22 protein-coding genes and 2 riboswitches are annotated in these 21,592 nt (G+C 64.7%); of the genes, 15 read left to right on the forward strand and 7 right to left on the reverse strand.

Translation table 11 applies throughout. From position 1 onward, the window contains the following. Positions 1-20: 20 nt before the first annotated feature. Both ypfJ and moaB read left to right on the forward strand, forming a co-directional pair. A complete protein-coding gene (ypfJ, locus tag FEZ63_RS22935; RefSeq protein WP_150949311.1) occupies positions 21-893 on the forward strand; it encodes a KPN_02809 family neutral zinc metallopeptidase in 873 nt (290 codons plus the stop codon). A gap of 28 nt (positions 894-921) precedes the next feature. Then, positions 922-1,473 (forward strand): molybdenum cofactor biosynthesis protein B, encoded by a 552-nt coding sequence (gene moaB / locus FEZ63_RS22940; RefSeq protein WP_150949314.1) that lies wholly within the window; start codon positions 922-924, stop codon positions 1,471-1,473. Here the strand turns inward: moaB and FEZ63_RS22945 are convergent. Further along, positions 1,466-1,960, reverse strand: a complete 495-nt coding sequence (locus FEZ63_RS22945; RefSeq protein WP_150949317.1) for a hypothetical protein — start codon at positions 1,958-1,960, stop codon at positions 1,466-1,468. The two genes, moaB and FEZ63_RS22945, sit on opposite strands and share 8 nt — an antisense overlap. 117 nt (positions 1,961-2,077) lie before the next feature. On the opposite strand from FEZ63_RS22945, the gene FEZ63_RS22950 reads away from it, so the two are divergent. From FEZ63_RS22950 to FEZ63_RS22965, 4 genes are all read left to right on the forward strand, one after another. Next, positions 2,078-3,256 (forward strand): PA0069 family radical SAM protein, encoded by a 1,179-nt coding sequence (locus FEZ63_RS22950; RefSeq protein ID WP_150949320.1) that lies wholly within the window; start codon positions 2,078-2,080, stop codon positions 3,254-3,256. Positions 3,257-3,299: 43 nt separating this feature from the next. Then, positions 3,300-3,938 (forward strand): ribonuclease HII, encoded by a 639-nt coding sequence (locus tag FEZ63_RS22955; protein ID WP_150949323.1) that lies wholly within the window; start codon positions 3,300-3,302, stop codon positions 3,936-3,938. 158 nt (positions 3,939-4,096) lie between these two features. Then, on the forward strand, positions 4,097-5,341 hold the full coding sequence (locus FEZ63_RS22960) for a site-specific DNA-methyltransferase (protein WP_150949326.1): 1,245 nt from the start codon (positions 4,097-4,099) through the stop codon (positions 5,339-5,341). A 221-nt stretch (positions 5,342-5,562) separates the two neighbouring features. Further along, positions 5,563-6,489, forward strand: a complete 927-nt coding sequence (locus FEZ63_RS22965; protein ID WP_150949328.1) for a LysR family transcriptional regulator — start codon at positions 5,563-5,565, stop codon at positions 6,487-6,489. Here the strand turns inward: FEZ63_RS22965 and mutY are convergent. Beyond that, entirely contained in the window at positions 6,480-7,595 is a 1,116-nt protein-coding gene (gene mutY, locus FEZ63_RS22970; RefSeq protein ID WP_150949331.1) for an A/G-specific adenine glycosylase, read from the reverse strand. The genes FEZ63_RS22965 and mutY overlap by 10 nt on opposite strands. A 58-nt stretch (positions 7,596-7,653) precedes the next feature. Between mutY and FEZ63_RS22975 the strand changes: the two genes are divergently transcribed. The 9 genes from FEZ63_RS22975 (at position 7,654) to FEZ63_RS23015 (ending at position 15,930) form a co-directional block, all read left to right on the forward strand. Next, on the forward strand, positions 7,654-8,166 hold the full coding sequence (locus FEZ63_RS22975) for a DUF721 domain-containing protein (RefSeq protein WP_150949334.1): 513 nt from the start codon (positions 7,654-7,656) through the stop codon (positions 8,164-8,166). Between the two features lie 73 nt (positions 8,167-8,239). Then, positions 8,240-8,878 carry a DsbA family protein gene (locus tag FEZ63_RS22980; protein WP_150949336.1) on the forward strand — a complete coding sequence of 213 codons (639 nt, stop codon included), beginning with the start codon at positions 8,240-8,242 and terminating at the stop codon, positions 8,876-8,878. Between the two features lie 45 nt (positions 8,879-8,923). Further along, positions 8,924-12,382 (forward strand): chromosome segregation protein SMC, encoded by a 3,459-nt coding sequence (smc, locus tag FEZ63_RS22985; protein ID WP_150949339.1) that lies wholly within the window; start codon positions 8,924-8,926, stop codon positions 12,380-12,382. A gap of 208 nt (positions 12,383-12,590) precedes the next feature. After that, positions 12,591-12,965, forward strand: a complete 375-nt coding sequence (locus FEZ63_RS22990) for an AtpZ/AtpI family protein (protein WP_150949342.1) — start codon at positions 12,591-12,593, stop codon at positions 12,963-12,965. Between the two features lie 58 nt (positions 12,966-13,023). Next, complete coding sequence (locus FEZ63_RS22995; RefSeq protein ID WP_420846325.1) at positions 13,024-13,755, forward strand: F0F1 ATP synthase subunit A; 732 nt, start codon at positions 13,024-13,026, stop codon at positions 13,753-13,755. Positions 13,756-13,810: 55 nt separating this feature from the next. Continuing rightward, positions 13,811-14,035 (forward strand): F0F1 ATP synthase subunit C, encoded by a 225-nt coding sequence (locus tag FEZ63_RS23000; protein WP_150949349.1) that lies wholly within the window; start codon positions 13,811-13,813, stop codon positions 14,033-14,035. 123 nt (positions 14,036-14,158) lie between these two features. Beyond that, complete coding sequence (locus tag FEZ63_RS23005) at positions 14,159-14,707, forward strand: F0F1 ATP synthase subunit B family protein (protein WP_150949352.1); 549 nt, start codon at positions 14,159-14,161, stop codon at positions 14,705-14,707. Between the two features lie 10 nt (positions 14,708-14,717). Further along, positions 14,718-15,203 (forward strand): F0F1 ATP synthase subunit B family protein, encoded by a 486-nt coding sequence (locus FEZ63_RS23010; RefSeq protein WP_150949355.1) that lies wholly within the window; start codon positions 14,718-14,720, stop codon positions 15,201-15,203. Positions 15,204-15,273: 70 nt separating this feature from the next. Beyond that, positions 15,274-15,930, forward strand: coding sequence for an HAD family hydrolase (locus tag FEZ63_RS23015; protein WP_150949358.1), 657 nt, complete (start codon positions 15,274-15,276; stop codon positions 15,928-15,930). 344 nt (positions 15,931-16,274) lie between these two features. Here FEZ63_RS23015 and gcvPB read toward each other — a convergent pair whose 3' ends face one another. The 5 genes from gcvPB to gcvT are packed head-to-tail and all read right to left on the reverse strand — an operon-like array spanning position 16,275 to position 21,225. Continuing rightward, positions 16,275-17,843 carry an aminomethyl-transferring glycine dehydrogenase subunit GcvPB gene (gcvPB, locus tag FEZ63_RS23020; protein ID WP_201274267.1) on the reverse strand — a complete coding sequence of 523 codons (1,569 nt, stop codon included), beginning with the start codon at positions 17,841-17,843 and terminating at the stop codon, positions 16,275-16,277. Then, entirely contained in the window at positions 17,843-19,183 is a 1,341-nt protein-coding gene (gene gcvPA, locus FEZ63_RS23025; protein WP_150949365.1) for an aminomethyl-transferring glycine dehydrogenase subunit GcvPA, read from the reverse strand. Before gcvPA ends, gcvPB begins: the two co-directional genes overlap by 1 nt. Before the next feature lie 12 nt (positions 19,184-19,195). Beyond that, positions 19,196-19,669 carry an OsmC family protein gene (locus tag FEZ63_RS23030; RefSeq protein WP_150949368.1) on the reverse strand — a complete coding sequence of 158 codons (474 nt, stop codon included), beginning with the start codon at positions 19,667-19,669 and terminating at the stop codon, positions 19,196-19,198. Positions 19,670-19,682: 13 nt separating this feature from the next. Further along, entirely contained in the window at positions 19,683-20,057 is a 375-nt protein-coding gene (gene gcvH, locus FEZ63_RS23035; RefSeq protein ID WP_150949371.1) for a glycine cleavage system protein GcvH, read from the reverse strand. A gap of 19 nt (positions 20,058-20,076) precedes the next feature. Then, positions 20,077-21,225 carry a glycine cleavage system aminomethyltransferase GcvT gene (gene gcvT, locus FEZ63_RS23040; protein WP_150949375.1) on the reverse strand — a complete coding sequence of 383 codons (1,149 nt, stop codon included), beginning with the start codon at positions 21,223-21,225 and terminating at the stop codon, positions 20,077-20,079. Between the two features lie 54 nt (positions 21,226-21,279). Further along, positions 21,280-21,380: riboswitch (glycine riboswitch) on the reverse strand. Position 21,381: 1 nt separating this feature from the next. After that, a riboswitch (glycine riboswitch) is annotated at positions 21,382-21,472 on the reverse strand. Positions 21,473-21,592: the final 120 nt, after the last annotated feature.

Genomic DNA, 21,592 nt, shown 5'->3' on the forward strand with positions numbered 1-21,592 from the left:
TTTCCGGGAAAGTTTAAGCCATGCGCTGGGATGATTTTCGCCCCTCATCGAATGTCGAGGACCGCCGTGGAATGAGGATGCCCGGCGGTGCAGGCGGCCTCGGCATCGGCACCATCGTCATACTCGGTCTGGTCGGCTGGGCGCTGGGCATCGATCCGCGCATCCTGATCGGCGGCGCCGAGATGATCGCCGGCGGCGGCTCCGGCTACGAGCAGCCGCAACAACAGGGCCGGCAGGGCGCGCCGCAAGACGAGATGGGCCGGTTCGCCGCCGCGATCCTCGGCAACACCGAGGACGTGTGGAAGGACGTGCTGCCAAAACAGGCCAACCGGCAATACCAGCCACCCAAACTCGTGCTCTTTTCCGAAGGGACCCGCTCCGGCTGCGGCGCCGCCCAATCGGCCATGGGACCGTTCTACTGCCCGCTCGACCAAACGGTTTATATTGACCTCACCTTCTTCCAGGACATGCAGCGCAAATTCCGGGCCGGCGGCGAGTTCGCCTACGCCTATGTGCTGGCGCACGAGGTCGGTCACCACATCGAAAATCAGCTCGGCATCCTGCCTCGCGTGCAGGCACGACAGCGCGAGGTGGGACAATCGGAGGGAAACCTGCTCTCGGTGCGCGTGGAACTGATGGCCGATTGCCTGGCGGGGGTCTGGGCGCATCATTCGCAGGCGCGCTGGCAATCCCTGGAACCCGGCGATGTGGAGCAGGCTGTGGCCGCGGCCGAGGCCATCGGCGACGATCGCCTGCAGCGCAAGACACAAGGTCAGGTGGTGCCGGATTCGTTTACCCACGGCTCCTCGGCCCAGCGCGTCCGCTGGCTCACGACCGGCCTGAAGGAGGGCTCGATCCAGGCCTGCGATACGTTCCGGGCGAGCAGGCTTTAGAGCTTGATGCCGAAAGAGCGAGAACCCCATGCCCGGTATCGATGAAACCCGACCGTTCGTGCCGCTTGGCATCGCGGTGCTGACCGTCTCCGACACCCGCTCGCTTCAGGACGACCGTTCCGGCGACACCCTGTCGGAACGGCTGACGAAGGCCGGTCACGTGCTGGCGGATCGCGCCGTCGTGCCGGACAATATCGAGATGATCCGCCGCAAGGTGAAGGCGTGGGTGGCCAATCCGTCCATCGATGTGGTGATCACCACCGGCGGCACCGGTTTCACGGGCCGCGACGTGACGCCGGAGGCCATCGAACCCCTGTTCGACAAGCGGATGGAGGGCTTCTCGACCCTCTTCCACCGCATCTCGTTCGATACGGTCGGCACCTCGACGATCCAGTCGCGGGCGACCGCCGGACTTGCCGGGACCACCTTCATCTTCGTGCTGCCGGGCTCGCCCGGCGCGTGCAAGGATGCGTGGGACGGCATTCTCGCGGCTCAGCTCGACTACCGGCACCACCCGTGCAACTTCGTCGAGATCATGCCCCGTCTCGACGAGCATCTGAAACGCGGCAAGCTTACCTGAAGGCCGGGTCGCGCTCGATTACAGCAGCAAGCCGCACCGGCGATCCGGCTTTCGTCCCATCCATGAAGACGCGGCGGTGAACCAGATCCCCCGCCCGGATGGCTGACGGCGAGACCCAATCCCGCAGCATGTGAACAGCTGCCTGAAGGAACCCCTGACGGCGCCTGAGCCGGGCGCGGTCCTGCCGATGGACGCTGACAAACCGGTCGAGGACGCGGATCCAGCCCTCCTGTGGCAGGTCGCCGTCGTCGAGACAGAGCAGCCATTCGCGACGGGCACGCTTCGCGCCGTCGCTCCACGACAATGCGGGTGAGAGCGCCAGGGTGGCTCCCGCCTCCTCCACCACCCGCTCGACGGCCTCGTCCGCCGCCCTCACCAGAACGACCGCATCCGCCACAAGTCCGGCCGTGACCGCCGGCACAAGGGCGCCGAGGGTCACCGCCAAAGCTTCGGGGCCGTGCGTGACGCGGATGAGAGCGGTGATCATGGCGCCGACCCTACCGTTTTGGGGAAATCCTGTCGCCCTGAAGATGCCTTGATTTCGTTCCAGTTTTGTTCTCTGTTCTTGAAACGTTCTCATTTCGATTCTCCCGAGGCACCGCACATGTCCGCCCGCGCCAGAGAAGCCAGCAGCCCACCGGCCCCGTTCCAGCCCGCGCTCCCCCGCAGCGAGGCGGCAGACGCCGCGCGACGACGCCTGATCGATCCCGCCTACCGCGTCGACCCGGATCGCCGCCGGGGCCGCGGCGCGGTGGCAAACCCGACCGGCCGCTATGAGCCCGCCCAGCGCGAGACCTTCGAAGACGGCTGGGCCGTCGAGGAGGAGTTGGCGCCGCTCGACACGGAGGTGATCATCGAGAAGCCGCGCACCATCATCGCGCGAAACGATTCTCCCGATATCGGCTTCGACCGCTCGATCAACCCCTATCGCGGCTGTGAACACGGCTGCTCCTATTGCTTCGCCCGTCCCAGTCACGCGTTTCACGGGCTCTCATCGGGTCTCGATTTCGAGACCAAGATCTTCGCCAAGCCGAGCGCACCCGATCTGCTCGAAAAGGAATTGCGAGCGAAAGGCTACGAGCCGAAGACGATCGCGATGGGGTCCAACACCGACCCCTACCAGCCGCTCGAGCGGCGTTTCCGGATCACGCGGGCCATTCTCGAGACCCTCAACCGGACGAATCACCCGGTCGGCATCGTGACGAAGTCAGCGCTAGTGACGCGGGATATCGACATCCTGAGCCAGATGGCCGACCGGCAGCTCGCCAAGGTGGCGATCTCGATCACGACGCTCGACCCGAGGCTCGCACGCAAGATGGAGCCCCGCGCCGCCTCGCCGGCAAAGCGGCTGGAGACGGTGCGCAAGCTTGCCGAGGCCGGCATTCCCGTCACCGTCCTCGTGGCGCCGATCATCCCGGCGATCAACGACCACGAGATCGAGGCGATCCTGAAGGCCTCCTATGCGGCAGGCGCCCGCGAGGCCGGATATGTGCTGCTGCGGCTGCCGCACGACCTGAAGGACCTCATGCGCGACTGGCTCGCCGAGCATTATCCCGACAAGCTCAACCACGTCTTCTCGCTGCTGCAGGAAGCCCGCGGCGGCAAGGATTATGATTCGGGCTGGGGCGTCAGGCAGACGGGAGTGGGCCCCTTCGCGTGGATGCTCGGCCGCCGCTTCGAGACCGCCACCGCGCGCCTCGGCATGAACACCCGACGGATCAAGCTGCGCACGGACCTGTTCGTGCCGCCGGCGCAGGACAAGGCTCAATTGTCGCTGTTTTGAGAATCTGTCTGGAATGGATGCGCCACAGACTTTCTAATGGGGCATGTCCGAACCGATTCGCTTACCCCCGCCCGATATCGGCCTCAAGCGCGAGCGCGCCCTGCGCCGCGCAGGGTTTCAATGCGTCGCCGGTCTCGACGAAGTCGGACGCGGGCCGTTGGCAGGACCGGTCGTGTCGGCGGCCGTGGTGCTCGATCTGAAGAAGGTCCCCTCAGGCCTTGCTGATTCGAAGGCCCTGACGGCGGAACAGCGGGAGGCGCTGTTCGAGCAGATCCTCACCACCGCCCATGTGGGCATCGCGTCGATCTCGCACACGGATGTGGACAGCATCAATATCCGGCAGGCCTCCTTGCGCGCCATGTGCCGCGCCCTGGCGGCCCTGCCCTGCACGCCCGATATGGCGCTCGTCGACGGCAATGACCCGCCTGCCCTGCCCTGCCGGGTCGAGGCGGTCATCAAGGGCGACGCGTCGATCGCATCGATCGCCGCGGCCTCCATCGTCGCCAAGGTGGTGCGCGATCGGCTGATGGTCCGGCTCGGTGCCATCTACCCGTCCTATGGGTTTCACACCAACGTCGGTTACGCCACGAAATTCCATCTTTCGGCGCTCGCGAGCGACGGCCCCTCTCCGTTCCATCGCATGACTTTTTCGCCTTTGCGCCAAGGGTTACTGGACCTGTAACCTAGCTTAACAAGCATTAACCTTGAAAACTCAATCATATCAATGGGTAGGCAAAGTTTGCCGATCTAAAATAAGATGCGTTTTCTCCGCTTTTAAACTTCGTCTTTACCCTAACGCGCCATGATCCGGATTGTCAGTTGCGTAAACGGTGATCACCCATGGGTACCTCGCGTACCGGGGCCGCCGGCGCCGCCTCCCGGATTGTTGTCTCGCGTACCGGGCGGCTTGCGTCGGCGCCTCGGACGGGGCTCAAAGCCCCCTCGTCCGCCTTGCCGAATCCATCCCTCAAGGCAGTTCCTGTCCGCAAGGGTGGCGCTCTCCCTGAGGACCTTCCTCTCAACCAGATTCTTCTCGGCGATTGCATTGCGTCGCTGGCGAAGCTTCCGGCCGAGAGCGTGGACGTGGTCTTCGCCGACCCGCCCTACAATCTCCAGCTCGAACAGGCGCTGACGCGCCCTGACCACAGCCTCGTCGACGCGGTCGACGATGACTGGGACAAGTTCGCGAGCTTCTCCGATTACGACAGCTTCACCCGCGCCTGGCTCTCGGGCGTTCGCCGCGTGATGAAAAAGAACGCGACCCTGTGGGTGATCGGCTCCTACCACAACATCTTCCGAGTCGGCGCGACGCTGCAGGATCTTGATTTCTGGCTCTTGAACGACATCGTGTGGCGCAAGGCCAACCCGATGCCGAATTTCCGCGGCCGCCGCTTCACCAATGCGCACGAAACCATGATCTGGGCCTCGAAGAGCGCGGATTCAAAGAGCTACACGTTTCACTACGACGCGATGAAATCGGCCAACGAAGACGTGCAGATGCGCTCCGACTGGTTCATCCCGCTCTGCACCGGCGACGAACGGCTGAAAGGCGAGGATGGCCGCAAGGTTCATCCGACCCAGAAGCCCGAAGCGCTGCTTGCCCGGGTTCTGCTGTCGTCGTCCAATCCCGGCGACGTGGTGCTCGATCCATTCTTCGGCACCGGCACCACCGGTGCGGTGGCAAAGAAACTCGGGCGCAACTTCATCGGCCTCGAACGGGACCCTGCCTATGCAAAGGCAGCCCGCGCGCGCATCGATGGCGTCGAGCCCTTGTCCGACATCTCGATTGCGGCAGCGCCGGAGAAGCGCACCGAGACGCGCGTGCCGTTTCTCTCCCTGCTCGAAGGCGGCCATGTGAAGGCCGGCGAAACCCTCACCGACGAGCGCCGCCGCTTCCAGGCGACCATTCGCGCCGACGGCACCCTGACGCTCGGTCCGGTCATCGGTTCGATCCACAAGATCGGCGCCCTCTCGCAAGGCCTGCCGGCCTGCAACGGCTGGACGTTCTGGCACGTTCTCCGCGACGGCAAACTCGTCTGCATCGACGATTTCCGCGCCAAGGTGCGGGCGGAAATCGGGGCGTAGCGGACGAGAATTCTTGAACCAGAATGGCCGGGCGTTTTTCCGGCCATTTTGATTCGGTGCCATGTCAAACAGCGTGGACCTCACCAAACTTGAAGGTGTCCCGCACGAACATGGCGGGCTGCGCCAAAACCGCAATCGCGTGATGGTCGGGCTGCAAATCAGCTCCGCACCAACCGCGATGTCCCCATGCCAAATCACCCGAAGAGCTTTAGCATCGTCTCATGGCTCCTTCTTCTCTCGACCCCTCCCTACTCGCCGCCGCCTCGCAACCGTCGTGGGACGATCTCCGGATCTTTCTGGCCGTGGTGGCTCATGGATCGATGAACGGCGCCGGGCGTGCGCTCGGACAAAGCCAGCCGACGATCGCGCGGCGGATGCGGGTGCTGGAGGATGGCCTCGGGGTCGCCCTCTTCATTCGCGGACCGAACAATCTGAGCCTGACGGAGGCGGGGCGAGCCGTTCTCGAAGCGGCGGCTCCCATGGCAAGCGCCGCGGACGCCGTTCCGGCTGCGGCGGCCGCCTATGGTCCGGACCCGGCGGCGCCGGTGCGCGTCACGGCGACCGCATCCGTCACCATGTTCCTGTCGCTCCATGCGGGGAGCCTCGCAAAGCAAGGAAACGCCGATATCGCCTACATCCCGACCCGACGCCACCTCGACCTTATCGGCGGAGAGGCCGATATTGCCCTGCGCATGCGCCGCCTTCCCGAGCTGGCGCCGGAACTGGTCGTCCGCCGAGTCGGACGCGTGGCATTCGCCATGTACGCCCAGACCGCTAGCCCGACCGCGGTGATTGCGCCCTCGGATGATCCCACCCTGTCGCGTCAGGCGGCGTTCGTCGCACGGTTTGCCGAGGGCCGTCCCATCGCGGCGCGGATCGGTGACATGCCGATCCGATATCAGGCGGCGAGATCCGGATTGGGCGCCGCGTTCCTGCCCTGCTGGCTCGGCGATTCCGACCCTGATCTCGTACAGGTCGCGCCTCCGCCTCAGGATCTTGCCGAAGACGTGTTTCTCATCATGCACGAGCGCAGCAGGAAGCGGACGAACGTTCAGCAAGTGGCGAACGCGATGGTCGGCCTGTTCAAGAAAAAGCATGGCCTGCTGGCGGGCCTCGAGCCGCGCCGGACTGAGCTACTTCAGATCTGATCCGGCTTCGGTTTTGCCGCCCCGTTCCTGACGGGCTTGCCGTCCCCAAGCGCGTGCGCCAGCACTTTCTTCATCACACCCGGCAGGGCTTCCTCGTGGAGATCGCGGCGGAGCGTCCAGCGCATGTCGCCCGGCTCCGGCGTTCCCCGCGGCACCTTGGCCAGGAACACCGTCAGTTCGAGCGGAAAATGGGTGAAGACGTGGCGCACGAGGCCGGGCAGCCGCTGCCACCGCGCCTCGATCGGAGCATCGAGCATGGCGCGGGACGGTTCGTAACCGGGCTCCCAGGCGCTTGTGGGCGTCTCCACCATGCCGCCGAGCAGGCCCTGCGTCGGCCGCGTTCGCAACAGGATGCTGTCATCGGCGCGCAGAACCACGAAGGCTGCGCCGCGGCGCAGGTCGCCGGTGAGCTTCTTCTGTTTCTTCGGATAGAGCTCCTGCGAGCCTTGCGCACGCGCCTCGCAAGGCGCCATCCACGGGCAGAGGGCGCAGGCCGGGCGCTTGGGGGTGCAGATCGTCGCGCCGAGATCCATCAGGGCCTGGGCGAAATCCCCCGGCCGGTCCAGCGGCACCATTTCAAGGGTGAGCGTGCGCAGCAGCGGCTTTGCCTTCGGAAGCGGTTCCTCCACCGTGAAGAGCCGCGAGACGACGCGCTCCACATTGCCATCCACCGCCGCCGCTGGTTCGTGGAACGCGATGGCGGCGACCGCCGCCGCCGTGTAGGCGCCGATGCCGGGCAGAGCGAGCAATTCCGCTTCGGTCGCGGGAAATGCGCCGGCGTGCTTGTCCACAACCGCCTTGGCGCAGGCATGGAGGTTGCGGGCGCGGGAATAATAGCCGAGGCCGGCCCATGCCTGCATGACCGCGTCGACCGGCGCCTCCGCCAAGGCGGCGACGGTCGGAAACCGCTCAAGGAACCGAAGATAGAATGGCTTTACCGCTGTCACGGTGGTCTGCTGCAGCATGATCTCGGAAAGCCACACCCGATAAGGATCCGGGACTTCGCCGGCCTCGGCGCGCCAGGGCAGGCTGCGCCGGTGGCGGTCGTACCACGCGAGCAGATCTGGGCTTTGAGGCTTGGAGGCGCGCGGCGCGAGCGTTAGCATGAGGATGTGGATAGCGATCCTGATCGAATAATCCAGACCTGCTTTGGATCAAATGACCATGCGTAAGCCGAGACCCCGGGCGAAGCCGCTTGCCGATTTCGTCGATGTTTGCCTTGGCCCCAGCCTGGCCAGGCAAGGCTTTGCCACGTCCGACGTGATCGTTGCGTGGGCCGACATCGTGGGCGAGCGTCTGGCGGAATTCACGCAGCCCTTGAAGATCGAGTGGAAGCGCAAAGGGCCTAATGCCGACCCGGAGGCAAGGCCCGAGCCCGCGATTCTCGTGGTGCGCACGGAAAGCGCCTTCGCCCTGGAGATGCAGCATCTGGCCCCCATCGTCATCGAGCGCGTGAACACCTATTACGGCTGGCGCTGCATCGGCCGCATCGTGCTCAAGCAAGGACCGGTGCGGCGGGCCGAGAAGCAACGGCCCGTCGTGCCCGTTTTGAGCGAGGCGGACCGCAAACGGGTGAAGGCTGCGACCCAGCCCATCGAGGAGGATGCCCTTAGGCTTGCCCTCGACCGGCTGGGACAGGCCATCGTCGGCCAGCCCTCGGCGCGCACGAAAGCGTGACGAACGTGGGCTTGCCACAAAACCGATCTCCCTCTACCGCAAGACGAAATATCCTTCAGGAGCCTTTTCAACGATGATCACCCGGCGCCAAACGCTTCAGCTTCTCGGAACCGCCGCCGCAACCGTCCTCGTGGCATCGAGCCTGCCGGCTTTCGCCCAGAACGTCGCGGTCTCCGATCTCGCCGTCCCCGGCCCGCTCGGCGATGTCGCCCAGGGACCCGCGGATGCCAAGGTGACGATCATCGAATACGCGTCGTTGACCTGCTCCCACTGCGCCAACTTTCACAAGACGACCTATCCGGAGCTGAAGAAGCGCTATATCGACACCAACAAGGTGCGGTTCATCCTGCGCGAATTCCCCCTCGATCCGCTCGCCACCGCGGGCTTCATGCTGGCGCGCTGCGACGGCGAAGGAAAATATTACCCGGTCACCGATCTGCTCTTCGAGCAGCAGAGGAATTGGGCTTTTACCGAGAAACCCCTCGATGCCCTGCGGCAACTGATGCGTCAGGCCGGTTTTTCACAGGAGAAGTTCGAAGCCTGCTTGCAGGATCAGAAACTTTATGACGCGGTGAACGCTGTGAAGAACCGCGGCGTCGACCAGTTCAAGGTGGACTCGACCCCGACCTTCTTCATCAATGGTCAGCGTCATCCCGGAGCCCTTTCAATCGATGAGATCGAGAAGATCATCAAGCCGCTGCTCGGAGAGTAAGGTCTCCGCTCCTGCCCTTCCCGGGCGGGCAGGAAGGTCGCGTCGATGAAGCTGACTCGCCTTCGCATCGCCGGGTTCAAGACCTTTGTCGAACCGATGGACTTCCTGATCGAGACCGGGTTGACCGGGGTCGTCGGGCCGAATGGCTGCGGCAAATCGAACCTTGTCGAGGCGTTGCGCTGGGTCATGGGAGAGAACTCCCATAAGAACATGCGCGCCTCCGGCATGGACGACGTCATTTTCTCCGGTTCGGGAGGCCGACCGGCCCGCAACACCGCCGAGGTGATGCTCACCATCGACAATGGGGAGCGCACCGCGCCGGCGGCTTTCAACGACGCCGACATGCTGGAAATCTCGCGCCGGATCGAGCGCGAGGAAGGCTCGACCTATCGCATCAACGGCAAGGAAGTCCGCGCCCGCGATGTGCAGATCCTGTTTGCCGACGCGGCGACAGGCGCGCGTTCGCCCTCTCTTGTGCGGCAGGGCCAGATCAGCGAAATCATTTCGGCGAAGCCCCAGTCGCGCCGCCGCATTCTCGAGGACGCCGCCGGCATCGCCGGGCTCCATGCGCGCCGGCACGAGGCGGAACTGCGCCTCAAGGCGGCGGAGGACAATCTCCTGCGCGTCGAGGACGTGCTGCGCGAACTCGAAACCCAGGTCGACAGCCTGAAACGGCAGGGGCGGCAGGCCTCCCGCTACAAGAACCTGTCGGCCGAGATCCGGCGTCTCGAGGCTCTGCATTATGCCATCGGTTTCGCCGATGCGCGCGAACAGGCCGCGTCCTCCGAGCGTCAGGCCGCCGAAGACCTGAAGACCGTCGCCGACCGCACCGAGGAACAGACCAAGGCGGCGACGGCGCAAGCCATTGCGGCCCACGGCCTCCCGGCCCTGCGCGACGCGGAGGTCAAGGCGGCAGCAGCCCTCCAGCGCCTCACTCATGCCCGCAACGAACTCGAATCCGAGGAGCGGCGCTCCAAGGAGCGGGTGACCGAGCTCGAACGCCATATCGGCGACCTCAACCGCGATCTCGCCCGCGAGGCAGCACAGCGCACGGACGCGCAAGGCTCCATCGAGCGGCTGCAGGCGGAAGCCGACGAGATTGCGCTCACCACCGAGGGCGCCGGCGACGCGCGTGCCGAGAGCGAAGACCGGCTGCGCGTTGTCGAAGCGGAATTGGCTGAGGCCGAGACGTCGTTGAGCGCCCTTCAGGCCCAGACATCGGATCTCAACGCCCGCCGCGCCGCGCTTGAGCGCGCAATCCGCGAGGAAATGGAGCGCGCGGCTCGATTCGCTTCCGAGAAACAGCGAATCGAACGCGATATCGCGGCGCTTTCCGCCTCCTCCGACGATTCGCCGCCCGTCGATCTTTTGCGCGAAGACATGGCGATCGCCGAGGACGCGGTGCAACAGGCCGAGGAAGCGGTCCTGTCCGCCCGCGAAGAACTCGCCGCCGCGCGCGACGCCGAGAATCGCCTGCGCCAGCCTCTGAATGAGGCCGAGCGCAAGGCGCAGCAGCTTGAGACCGAGGCGCGCACGCTGGCGAAACTTTTCACGTCGGAAACCGGCGACCTGTGGCCGCCCGCCCTTGACCAGATCACCGTCCAGAAGGGCTATGAGACGGCTCTGGGTGCGGCTTTAGGCGATGATCTCGACGCCTCCACCAATCCGTCCGCCCCCGCTCACTGGGCCGAAACCGGCGCGGGTGAGGACGATCCGCGCCTGCCCGAAGGTGCCGTCGCGCTGGCATCGGTGGCGCGTGCGCCGGCAGCCTTGCAGCGCCGCCTGAAGCAGGTCGGCATCGTCAGCAAAGCCGATGGTTTGCGGCTGCGCGGAACATTGAAGCCCGGCCAGCGCCTCGTCTCGCCGGAAGGCGATCTCTGGCGCTGGGATGGTTTCACCACTGCGGCCGAAGCGCCCTCCGCCGCTGCGCGGCGGCTTGCCGAAAAGAATCGCCTCGGCGATCTGGAACTGGAGGCGGCGGAAGCGCGCGAAGCGGTTGGGCATCTTCGCGCCGAGGCGGAAGAATCGCTCGATGCGGTGCGGCGCGCAGCCGCCCACGAAATGCAGGCGATCGAGGCCGCCCGGCAGACCCGCCAGGCCCTCGACGGCGCCCGCGCGCGCCTTGCTCAAGCCGAGCGGCGCGAGGCGGAGCTTGGGCAGCGGCGCTCCGCTCTGCAGGAGGGTCTCGCACGGCTGTCCGCGAGCGAGAGCGAGGCCATCGAGCGCGTCCGCGATGCGGAAGGCGCGCTGGAGGATCTGGCGCCCGGCCCCGATCTCGAAAACCGGCTTCTGGAAGAGCGCACGCGCGTGGCCGAGCGCCGGGCCGCCGCCTCGGAAGCCAGGGCCGCGCTGCAATCGCTTGTGCACGAAGCCGAGTTGCGTCGCCGCCGGCAGGAATCCATCGCAGCCGATATTCGGCTCTGGACCGACCGCACCGAGCGCGCCGCCCGCGCGCTGGAAGACCTCGGCGAGCGGCTGGAACGGGCCCAGGACGAGCACCAGCGCCTGCTGGAAGCGCCCGACACCTATCTGGCGCGCCGCCGCGCCCTGATGGCTGAGGTCGACGAGGCTGAACTGAAGCGCAAAGAGGCAGCCGATCATCTCGCCGACGCGGAGACCAATCTCGCCGAAACCGACCGGACCGCGCGGGCGGCGCTCGAGGCCCTTGCGGCGGCGCGCGAGGCCAGGGCCGGATCGCAGGCGCGGCACGAGGCGGCGGTCCAGCGCCTCACCGAGATCACGCACAGCATCGCCGAAAATCTCGAGACCACCCCGGCCGGGCTGATCGAACTCGCCGGGCTGCAGGAAGGCGTCGAATTGCCGTCGCAGCACGAGATCGAATCAAAGCTGCACAGCCTCAAGAGCGACCGCGAGCGCCTCGGCGCCGTGAACCTGCGCGCCGACGAGGAGCTGACGGATCTCGAAGGCAAGCACACGGGCATCGCCACCGAACGGGACGATCTGGTGGAGGCGATCAAGCGTCTTCGGCAGGCCATCGGCAGCCTCAACCGCGAAGGCCGGGAGCGGCTGCTTGCCGCCTTCGACGTGGTCAACGGCCACTTCAAGGAGCTCTTCACGACCCTGTTCGGCGGCGGCACGGCGGAGCTGACGCTGGTCGATTCGGACGATCCGCTGGAAGCCGGCCTCGACATTCTCGCCCGGCCGCCCGGCAAAAAGCCCCAGAGCATGACGCTGCTGTCGGGCGGCGAGCAGGCCCTGACGGCGACCGCGCTGATCTTCGCCGTGTTCCTCACGAATCCTTCTCCCATCTGCGTTCTCGACGAGGTCGATGCGCCCCTCGACGATGCCAATGTGGAGCGCTATTGCGACCTTCTCGACAGCATGTCGCGCCAGACCGACACGCGCTTCGTCGTCATCACCCACAATCCCATCACCATGGCGCGGATGGACCGCCTGTTCGGCGTCACCATGGCCGAGCGCGGCGTCTCCCAGCTGGTCTCCGTCGACCTGCAGAGCGCCGAGCGCATTCTCGAAACGGCGTAAGGCTTTCGGGGCTCGTCACAGTTCAGCCTCAAAATGCGAGCCGAGATCCTTCGCGGCTGCGGTAATCCGGTAGTTTTTTTAATTATTTCAAAGACTTAAACGTTTCCCACATTGCCTTGACAGGGGGGACCCCCGCTCATATGTTGCGCGCGGCTTTCGGGGCCAGGCCGGAAGACCTTTTCCCGCGCTGCTTGAGGAGGAGAACGCCATGGCGGATCCAACGAAGCGGGGCGATGAAAACGGTCAGAAGCCGGACAGCTCCGGCGACGCCGATCTTTCAGCGAGACTGAAGTCACTCGATGCACGGCTTGAAAAAGTGGCCGTGCAGCGCCGGGAGACGAAGGAAACGCAAACCCGCAAGACGTCGGATTCGAATGCGCTCGGCCAGGCTTTGAGGCTTTCGGCGGAGTTCATTTCCGGAGTTGCCGCGGGGGGAATCATCGGATGGATCGTCGATCGGCTGTTTGAAACGTCCCCATGGGGGCTTGTCGTCTGCATCATCCTCGGCTTTTGCGCCGGGATGCTCAATTTGTTCAGGGCGGCCGGGTTGATGAAATCCGCGCCTCACGATCAAAAGCGGTGACGGGTTCCAGACGAAGACGACCTTGTGACTTTAAGGCAACTAGCGAAGCGAAGAGTGGATCATGGCGAGCCCGATCGAACAATTCCAGATCAAGCCCATCATTCCCGCCATTGGTTTCACCAATTCGTCCCTCTTCATGGTCGGCGCCGCGGCTCTGATCGTCGGCGGCCTCATGTTCGCCAGCCGTAAGCGCGCCATCGTTCCGGGCCGTTCCCAATCCATCGCCGAAATCCTCCACGAGTTCGTTGCCGGCACGCTGAAAGACGCGACCGGGCAGGAAGGCATGAAGTTCTTCCCGCTCGTCTTCTCGCTCTTCATGTTCGTGCTGACGGCCAACCTGCTCGGGATGATTCCGGGATTCTTCACCGTCACCAGCCACGTCATCGTCACCTTTGCGCTCGCCCTGCTGGTGATCGGCACGGTGGTGGTCTACGGCTTCATCAAGCACGGCACGCATTTCCTCGGGCTCTTCTCGCCGCCGGGCGTGCCGGGATGGCTGCTTCCCTTCATCGTGGTGATCGAGATCATCTCGTTCCTGTCGCGTCCGATCTCGCTGAGCCTGCGTCTCTTCGCCAACATGCTCGCGGGCCATATCGCGCTGAAAGTTTTCGCAGGCTTTGTCGTTGCGCTTCTCGGCGCGGGCGGCGCCATCGCGTTCCTCGCTCCGCTCCCGCTTCTCATGGCGGTTGCTCTCATGGCGTTCGAGTTCTTCGTCGCCGTTCTGCAGGCCTACGTCTTTACGGTGTTGACCTGCATCTACCTGAACGACGCGCTGCACCCAGGCCACTAGGTCTGCGCCGAGTTACACCCTGCCTTCCCGGTCAACACCCCTCAAGGAGATCACGATGGATCCGGTTGCTTTCAAATACCTCGGCGCGGGCCTTGCCTGCATCGGCATGGGCCTCGCCGCTATGGGCGTTGGGAACATCTTCGGTAACTTCCTCTCGGGCGCCCTGCGCAACCCGTCGGCTGCCGACGGTCAGTTCGCACGCGCCTTCATCGGCGCGGCGCTTGCGGAAGGTCTCGGCATCTTCTGTCTCGTCGTCGCCCTCGTTCTGCTGTTCACCTAATTTTTGGAACGGTGACCGGGATGGCAAAGCGCGTTTAGTGTTTTGCCCGGACTACGGTGACGGCGGATCTTCCGCCGTCATTCGGCTTTTTTAAAGACTTCCATCCGTGACAGGATCGGCACCATGGCTCAGGCTCAGACCACAAACGCCACAACCGAAGCGCATGGCGGCGCTCACGAAGATGTCGGCTTTCCGCCGCTGAAGACGGAAACCTTTGCCGGCCAGCTCGTCTGGCTCGCGATCACCTTCGTGCTGCTCTACGTTCTGCTTTCGCGGCTGGTTCTGCCGCGTCTTGGCGGCATCCTGGAAAACCGCCGCTCGACGATCGCCACCGATCTCGACGACGCGGCCGCCATGAAGCAGCGCGCCGAGGATGCGGGAACCGCCTACGAGAAGGCACTGGCCGAAGCGCGCTCGCGCGCTCAGGGCCTCGCTCAGGAAACCCGCTCCAAGCTTGCGGCGGAATCGGATGCCAAGCGCAAGGTGCTCGAAGCTGAGCTCGCCAAGCGCCTCGCCGAGGCCGAAGCCACCATTTCCGCCAAGAAGGCGCAGGCCATGGGCAATGTCCGCGGTATCGCGTCCGACACCGCGACCGCCATTGTCGAGCGCCTGACCGGCAAGGCTCCGAGCGCGCAGACGATCCAGGCGGCCCTCGATGCCGTGAAGGCCTAAGGAGTTTACGATGCTCGCCAGCGCAGAATTTTGGGTTGCGGTCGCCTTCGTTATTTTCTGGGGCGTGATGTTCTATTACGGCGTGCCCGGCAAAGTGATGGGCTCGCTCGACAAGCGCGGCAAGCGCATTGCCGACGAATTGGCCGAGGCCAAGCGCCTGCGTCAGGACGCCGAGGCGCTGTTGAAGGAATATGAGCAGAAGCGCGGCGCCGCCGAGCGCGAAGCCGCCGAGATCGTGTCGCTTGCCCGCGACGAGGCCGAGCGCCTCGCGAGCGAAGCGCAGGAGAAGATCGCCGATTTCGTGAAGCGCCGCACCGCATCCGCGGAGGCGAAGATCGCCCAGGCGGAGACCCAAGCCACCGCCGAAGTGCGCGCTGCGGCGGTCGATGCGGCCGTCAAGGCATCGGAACGCGTCCTGCGCGAAGAACTGAAGGGCCCGGCGGCCACATCCCTGCTCGAGCGCAGTCTCGGCGACGTGCGCACGAAACTGCAGTAGAACCGGCTTATCCGTCGTTTTTTAATCAAGGCCGCCGCCGAGGCGGCCTTTTTTCTTTGGGGGACTTCGCTTGCTGGTCATTTTCGATTGCGACGGTGTCCTGGTCGATTCAGAGACGCTCGCCTGTCAGGTCGATGCGGAATTTCTGACATCGCTGGGCATCCCCTACACGCGGGACGAGATCATCAGTCAGTTCGTGGGCGTCAGCCTGAAGGACATGATCCCGCGGATCGAGGCGGAGCGCGCCTGCACGTTGCCGGCCGACTTCGCCGAATCCCTGAACCGCACGCTCTTCGCTCGCCTTGAGAGCGACCTTCGGCCGATTGCCGGGGTGCGCGATGCGATTCTGGCCCTGCCCCATCGCCGCTGCGTCGCGTCCTCATCGACGCCGGACCGGATCGCGCTCTCGCTGCGCCTCACCGGTCTTAACGATCTCTTCGACAACGTCTTCAGCGCGAGCGAGGTCGTGCGCGGCAAGCCGGCGCCGGATCTCTTTTTGCATGCGGCAGCGCGCATGGGCGTTGCGCCACCCGATTGCCTCGTCATCGAGGATTCGATCGCGGGCGTTCAGGCAGCCGGTGCGGCTGGAATGCGCGTGATCGGTTTTGCTGGTGGCGGACATTGCGGGCCGGATCATGCCGGGAGATTGCGTGAAGCCGGTGCGCTGAGCGTCATCGACCGGATGGCGGAACTTCCGGAGACGTTGCGCGCCTTCACCTCTCCCTGAGGAGAGGTCGAGCGAAGCGAGGGTGAGGGGGTGAGACCTTTCCGGACAGCGCGCAACCCCTCACCCGGACCTGCGGTCCGACCTCTCCCACGGGAGAGGTGAAGAGCAGCGCCCCCACCTCTCTCCAGCGGGGAGAGGTCGAGCGAAGCGAGGGTGAGGGGATGAGACCTTTCCGGACAGCGCGCACCCCTCACCCGGACCTGCGGTCCGACCTCTCCCACGGGAGAGGTGAAGGGCGGCGCCCCCCACCTCTCCTATGGGAGAGGCGAAAGGCGTAGAGCCGAAGTCCAAAGAAATGGCCGGGACGAGCCCGGCCATCACACGCTTTACAAAGCTTGAAAGCCCTATTCCGCGGCCTCGGCGAACGGCGCGGGCTTTGTCCATTTGAGCACCGGGGTGCGGGCCGCGCGGGTCTCGTCGAGACGCCGGCGGGGCGCGTGATAAGGGGCGCCGCTGAAGCGCTCGGTCTCGCCCTTTTTCGCCGACATGGCGAGATCGCGCAGCGCCGCGATGAAGAGATCGAGCGAGGCCTTCGATTCGGATTCCGTCGGCTCGATCAGCATCGCACCGTGAACGACGAGCGGGAAATACATCGTCATCGGATGATAGCCCTCATCGATCATCGCCTTGGCAAAATCGAGCGTAGTGACGCCGGTATCCTTCAGCCACGCATCGTCGAACAATACCTCGTGCATGCAGGGCTTGTCGCCGAATGGCTGCGAGAACAAATCGGCCAGGCTCGCGCGAATGTAATTGGCATTCAGCACCGCATCCTCGGAGGCCTGCTTCATGCCGTCCGAACCGTGCGACAGCATATAGGTCAGCGCGCGCACATACATGCCCATCTGACCGTGGAACGCGGTCATGCGTCCGAACGGCTGCTCAGTCGCATCCTTCGCCTGCTCGACCAGCGTCAGCACGCCATTCTCCGCAGTGATGAACGGCACCGGCGCGAAGGGCGCGAGCCGCGCCGACAAAACCACCGGTCCGGAGCCGGGACCGCCGCCGCCATGGGGCGTCGAGAAGGTCTTGTGCAGGTTGATGTGCATGGCGTCGATGCCAAGATCACCCGGCCGCGCCTTACCCACGATGGCGTTGAAGTTGGCGCCATCGCAGTAGAAATACGCGCCCGCGTCATGGATCGCCTTGGCGATTTCCACCACCTGGTTCTCGAACAACCCGCAGGTGTTGGGGTTGGTCAGCATGATCGCCGCGACGTCCGGGCCGAGCAGCTTCTTGACGTCGTCCACATGCACCCAGCCATCGTCGCGCGCCGGCACGGGACGCACCGTGAAGCCGATCAAGGCGGCGGTCGCCGGGTTGGTGCCATGAGCCGAATCGGGCACCAGCACCACGTTCCGGGTTTTGCCCTCACCCTTCGCCTCGATAGCGGCCTTGATGGCCATCATGCCGCAAAGCTCGCCGTGGGCGCCGGCTTTCGGTGACAGCGCGACTGTGGTCGTGTTGGTGAGCGTCACCAGATAACGCGACAATTCGTCCATCACTTCAAGCGCACCGCGGACGGTCGAGACCGGCTGCAGCGGATGCACGTCCGAGAAGCCGGGCAATCTGGCCATGCGCTCGTTGAGGCGCGCATTGTGCTTCATGGTGCAGGAGCCGAGCGGGAACAGGCCGGTATCGATGCCGTAATTCATCTGGCTGAGGCGCACGTAATGGCGCATCGCCTCGGGCTCTGAAAGCCCCGGCAGGCCGATCGCTTCCTTGCGCTCGAGCCCCCCGAGACGCGGCGTGAAGGCTTCCGGCTCGTCGAGATCGACACCGGTCGTCTCATGGTGGCCGATCTCGAAGATCAGTGGCTCGATCTGCGCCAGCGCCTTGTTGCCGGTGAAGGTCGGATGCGCGTTGGTGCCGGCTTCTCCAGCCGCGGTGGGACGTCCCTGACGGTTCAACATCACAGAACCTCCTTCAAGGCGGCCACAAAGGCCGCGCGGTCATCATCGGTGTTCACTTCGGTCGAGGCGACGAGCAGCAGGCGGTCGAGGCCCGCACCCGGCAGCAGGCGCGAAACAGGCACGCCCGCGAGCACGCCCTTCTCGGCCAGGCGTTCGACCACTTCGGCGGCGGGCTTTGCGAGCATTACGGTGAATTCGTTGAAGAAGGTCTGGTTGAGAACCTCGACGCCCTTCACGCCCGCGAGCTGATCCGCAAGTTTCACGGCGTTCGCATGGTTGATGCGTGCGAGGCGCTTGAGACCGGCTTCGCCGAGCAGCGTCATGTGAATGGTGAATGCGAGGCAGCACAGGCCCGAATTGGTGCAGATGTTCGACGTCGCCTTGTCGCGGCGGATGTGCTGCTCGCGCGTCGAGAGCGTCAGCACGAAACCTCGATTGCCGTCGGCATCGGCGGTTTCACCGCACAGCCGTCCCGGCATCTGACGAACGTATTTCGACTGCGTGGCGAAGAGACCCACATAGGGGCCGCCGAAATTCAGCGCGTTGCCGATCGACTGGCCTTCGCCGACCACGATATCCGCCCCCATGCTGCCGGGCGATTGCAGCAGGCCGAGCGACATCACTTCGGTGAACACGGCGATGAGCAGCGCGCCATGCTGGTGCGCCTTGTCGGCGATGGCTTTGAGATCGCGCACGTTGCCGAATACGTCCGGTGTCTGCACGACCACGCACGACACGCTGTCGTCGATGCTGGCGAGCAGGTCCTCGGTCGCGGAAACGTCGGGTGCAAGCGCCACCACATCATCGCTCGCCATCTTGGAGAGCGTCTGGACCACGTCCACGTAATGCGGGTGCAGGCCGCCCGACAGCACCGCCTTGCGGCGCTTGGTGACGCGATGCGCCATCAGCACCGCCTCGCCGGTGCCGGTCGAGCCGTCATACATCGAGGCATTCGCCACATCCATGCCGGTAAGCGCTGCCACCTGCGTCTGGAACTCGAACAGATATTGCAGCGTGCCTTGGGCGATTTCCGGCTGATACGGCGTGTAGCTCGTCAGGAATTCCGAACGCTGGATCAGGTGATCGACGGTTGCCGGAACATGATGCTTGTACGCGCCCGCGCCGACGAAGAACGGCACCGACGATGCCGGCACATTCTTCGCCGCCATCCGCGACATGATGCGCTCGACCTCCAGTTCACCCTTGCGGCGTGGCAGATCCAGCGGCGCCTTCAGCAGTACGTTACTGGGAATATCGGCGAACAGGTCGTCGACTGTGTTGACGCCGATGCGTGCGAGCATCTCGCCGCGATCGGTGTCGGTCAGGGGAAGATAGCGCATGCGCGAAAACCCTTAGTGCGAAGGAAGGCCCGCCACGACAATTTCCGTCAGTACGGAATTGGCGATGAAACATTCCTGGTGAGAGAGATGATGAAGATCGGCAATCTGTTCGGGCGTCGGGATCTTTTCGCCGGAGAATTCGATGACGGGATCGAGGGTGACCTTCGAGACGTACAGCTTGCCGCCATCGTTCTTCGTCATCAGTCCCAAGGCCTTGTCCTCATAGCGATCCACCACGAACCTCTTCTTCGCCGCGATGGAGAGAAACGTCAGCATGTGGCAGCTCGAAATCGCCGCCACGAAGGCTTCTTCGGGATCGACCGCGTTCTCGAGCGAGTAAGGCAACGGCACGACGGACGGCGATGCCGAAGCCGGGACCTCGATGCCGCCATCGAAGCTCCAAACATGACCACGGGTGTAGCGGCCGTCGGAGAAGCTCTCGCCGTTGCGCGCCCAACGAATCGTAGCCCGGTATTCGTGCGTCATCGCCGTCAGGTCCTTACGAAATGGATTTCACGAATTCCTGGTATTGTTCCTCGGTCATCAGCGCGTCGAGTTCGCTTGCGTCCTTGACCTTGAGTTTCAGGAACCAGCCGCGACCGGCCGGATCTTCGTTGACGGTGCCGGGGGTCGCTTCGAGTTCGCCGTTGACCTCGACCACCTCGCCGGAGACCGGCGCATAAATCTCGCTTGCGGCCTTCACGCTCTCGACGACGGCGGCTTCCGCCCCCTTCGCCAGCGATTTGCCGATGCTCGGCAGCTCCACATAAACGACGTCGCCGAGCTGCGCCTGCGCGTAATCCGAAATGCCGACGATCCCGGTATCGCCCTCGAGGCGGATGTATTCATGGTCTTTGGTGTAGCGCGTGGTCATGTTCTGTTTCCCTCAGGGTTTAGCGCTTGTAGCGGTGTGGTGCGAAAGGCATGGCGGCGACCTTGGCCGGCATCGGCTTGCCGCGAACGACAAGATGGAGATCGGTGCCGACAGAGGACACATCCCGCGAAACGTAGCCCATCGCCACCGGACCGTTGACAGTGGGACCGAATCCGCCCGACGTCACGATGCCGACTTCCCGCCCATCCGGTGTGGCGATGATCGCCCCTTCGCGAGCCGGCGCCCGACCCTCGGGCTTCAGGCCGACGCGAACGCGGGAGGGGCCGTCCTTGATTTCCTGCTGGATCCGCGCGGCGCCCGGAAAGCCGCCTTCCTCGCGGCGGCGCTTCTGGATGGACCAGATCAGGCCGGCTTCGATGGGCGACGTGGTGGGGTCGATATCGTGACCGTAAAGGCAAAGGCCGGCCTCGAGGCGGAGCGAATCGCGCGCGCCGAGGCCAATGGGCTTGACCTCCGAGTCCGCGAGGATGGCGCGCCAGAGTTCGGCAGCCTTGTCGGCCGGAACGGAAATCTCGAAGCCGTCTTCGCCGGTGTAGCCGGATCGGGAAACGTGGCAATCGAGGCCCGCCACCTTCATCGTCCGGGCCGCCATGAAGGTCATGCCGGCCGTTTCCGGCGCGAGCTTGGCCATCACCTCGACCGCCTTCGGCCCCTGCAGCGCAATCAGCGCGCGGTCGTCAAGGCGCTTCAGCGTGACGCCGTTCGGCAGGTGAGCCTGGATGTGGGCGTAGTCCGCATCCTTCATCGAGGCGTTGACCACCAGCATCAAGCGGCCGGAATCGCCCTCGTCCGCCGAGCGGCTGACCATCAGGTCGTCGAGAATGCCGCCCTTGTCGTCGAGAAGCTGCGAATAGCGCTGCTGGCCCGGCTTGAGGTTGAGAATGTCTGCGGGAATCAAGGTTTCCAGCGCCCGCGCTACCGTCTCATGGCTCTTGTCCTCGGCGATGAGGAGGGCCTGTCCCATATGGGAGACGTCGAACAAACCCGCATGCTCGCGGGTCCAGTTATGCTCGGTCAGAATGCCGGTGGGGTACTGGACCGGCATGTCGTAGCCGGCGAACGGCACCATGCGCGCACCAACGGCGACGTGCTCGGCATGCAGCGGGGTCTTAAGGAGCGTCTCGTCGGCGTGGACTGGCTCAGCCATGGAATCCCTCAAAAGGCGCGTTTCATCGGGCCTTCAAAGACCCGTGCTTACGCCCCCTCTGTCCCATGACCTGAGAGATTTCCCCCACCGCCAAGAAGCGGCAAGGTTACGCCCGTCGGTGGGCGACGTTACCAACGTCGCCGCTTTCCAGAGTGCCAGCTCCCCGCGGTCCTTTTGCCTGAGCGTTTCCGGGGCGGTTGCGCCTTCGGCGCCGGGCTCGAAGCCCGGTCTCTTCCGCGGGGATCAGCGGCTGACAACCTCTGGCGAGGAATCGCCGTTCTGTCAATCAAACAGGCGGCCGCAAGCGGCCTTCACTTCACAATTGACGGCCCTATCCCCAAGCCTCATGCTAACGGCCCATTTCACA

Source organism: Microvirga brassicacearum, assembly GCF_008757455.1.
GTDB classification, from domain to species: Bacteria; Pseudomonadota; Alphaproteobacteria; order Rhizobiales; family Beijerinckiaceae; genus Microvirga; species Microvirga brassicacearum.

Bases quoted from the DNA above. Each gene is read 5' to 3' on its own strand.
- ypfJ (WP_150949311.1), top strand. From the start codon at position 21: ATGCGCTGGGATGATTTTCGCCCCTCATCGAATGTCGAGGACCGCCGT.
- moaB (WP_150949314.1), top strand. From the start codon at position 922: ATGCCCGGTATCGATGAAACCCGACCGTTCGTGCCGCTTGGCATCGCG.
- FEZ63_RS22945 (WP_150949317.1), bottom strand. From the start codon at position 1,960: ATGATCACCGCTCTCATCCGCGTCACGCACGGCCCCGAAGCTTTGGCG.
- FEZ63_RS22950 (WP_150949320.1), top strand. From the start codon at position 2,078: ATGTCCGCCCGCGCCAGAGAAGCCAGCAGCCCACCGGCCCCGTTCCAG.
- FEZ63_RS22955 (WP_150949323.1), top strand. From the start codon at position 3,300: ATGTCCGAACCGATTCGCTTACCCCCGCCCGATATCGGCCTCAAGCGC.
- FEZ63_RS22960 (WP_150949326.1), top strand. From the start codon at position 4,097: ATGGGTACCTCGCGTACCGGGGCCGCCGGCGCCGCCTCCCGGATTGTT.
- FEZ63_RS22965 (WP_150949328.1), top strand. From the start codon at position 5,563: ATGGCTCCTTCTTCTCTCGACCCCTCCCTACTCGCCGCCGCCTCGCAA.
- mutY (WP_150949331.1), bottom strand. From the start codon at position 7,595: ATGCTAACGCTCGCGCCGCGCGCCTCCAAGCCTCAAAGCCCAGATCTG.
- FEZ63_RS22975 (WP_150949334.1), top strand. From the start codon at position 7,654: ATGCGTAAGCCGAGACCCCGGGCGAAGCCGCTTGCCGATTTCGTCGAT.
- FEZ63_RS22980 (WP_150949336.1), top strand. From the start codon at position 8,240: ATGATCACCCGGCGCCAAACGCTTCAGCTTCTCGGAACCGCCGCCGCA.
- smc (WP_150949339.1), top strand. From the start codon at position 8,924: ATGAAGCTGACTCGCCTTCGCATCGCCGGGTTCAAGACCTTTGTCGAA.
- FEZ63_RS22990 (WP_150949342.1), top strand. From the start codon at position 12,591: ATGGCGGATCCAACGAAGCGGGGCGATGAAAACGGTCAGAAGCCGGAC.
- FEZ63_RS23000 (WP_150949349.1), top strand. From the start codon at position 13,811: ATGGATCCGGTTGCTTTCAAATACCTCGGCGCGGGCCTTGCCTGCATC.
- FEZ63_RS23005 (WP_150949352.1), top strand. From the start codon at position 14,159: ATGGCTCAGGCTCAGACCACAAACGCCACAACCGAAGCGCATGGCGGC.
- FEZ63_RS23010 (WP_150949355.1), top strand. From the start codon at position 14,718: ATGCTCGCCAGCGCAGAATTTTGGGTTGCGGTCGCCTTCGTTATTTTC.
- gcvPB (WP_201274267.1), bottom strand. From the start codon at position 17,843: ATGTTGAACCGTCAGGGACGTCCCACCGCGGCTGGAGAAGCCGGCACC.
- gcvPA (WP_150949365.1), bottom strand. From the start codon at position 19,183: ATGCGCTATCTTCCCCTGACCGACACCGATCGCGGCGAGATGCTCGCA.
- FEZ63_RS23030 (WP_150949368.1), bottom strand. From the start codon at position 19,669: ATGACGCACGAATACCGGGCTACGATTCGTTGGGCGCGCAACGGCGAG.
- gcvH (WP_150949371.1), bottom strand. From the start codon at position 20,057: ATGACCACGCGCTACACCAAAGACCATGAATACATCCGCCTCGAGGGC.
- gcvT (WP_150949375.1), bottom strand. From the start codon at position 21,225: ATGGCTGAGCCAGTCCACGCCGACGAGACGCTCCTTAAGACCCCGCTG.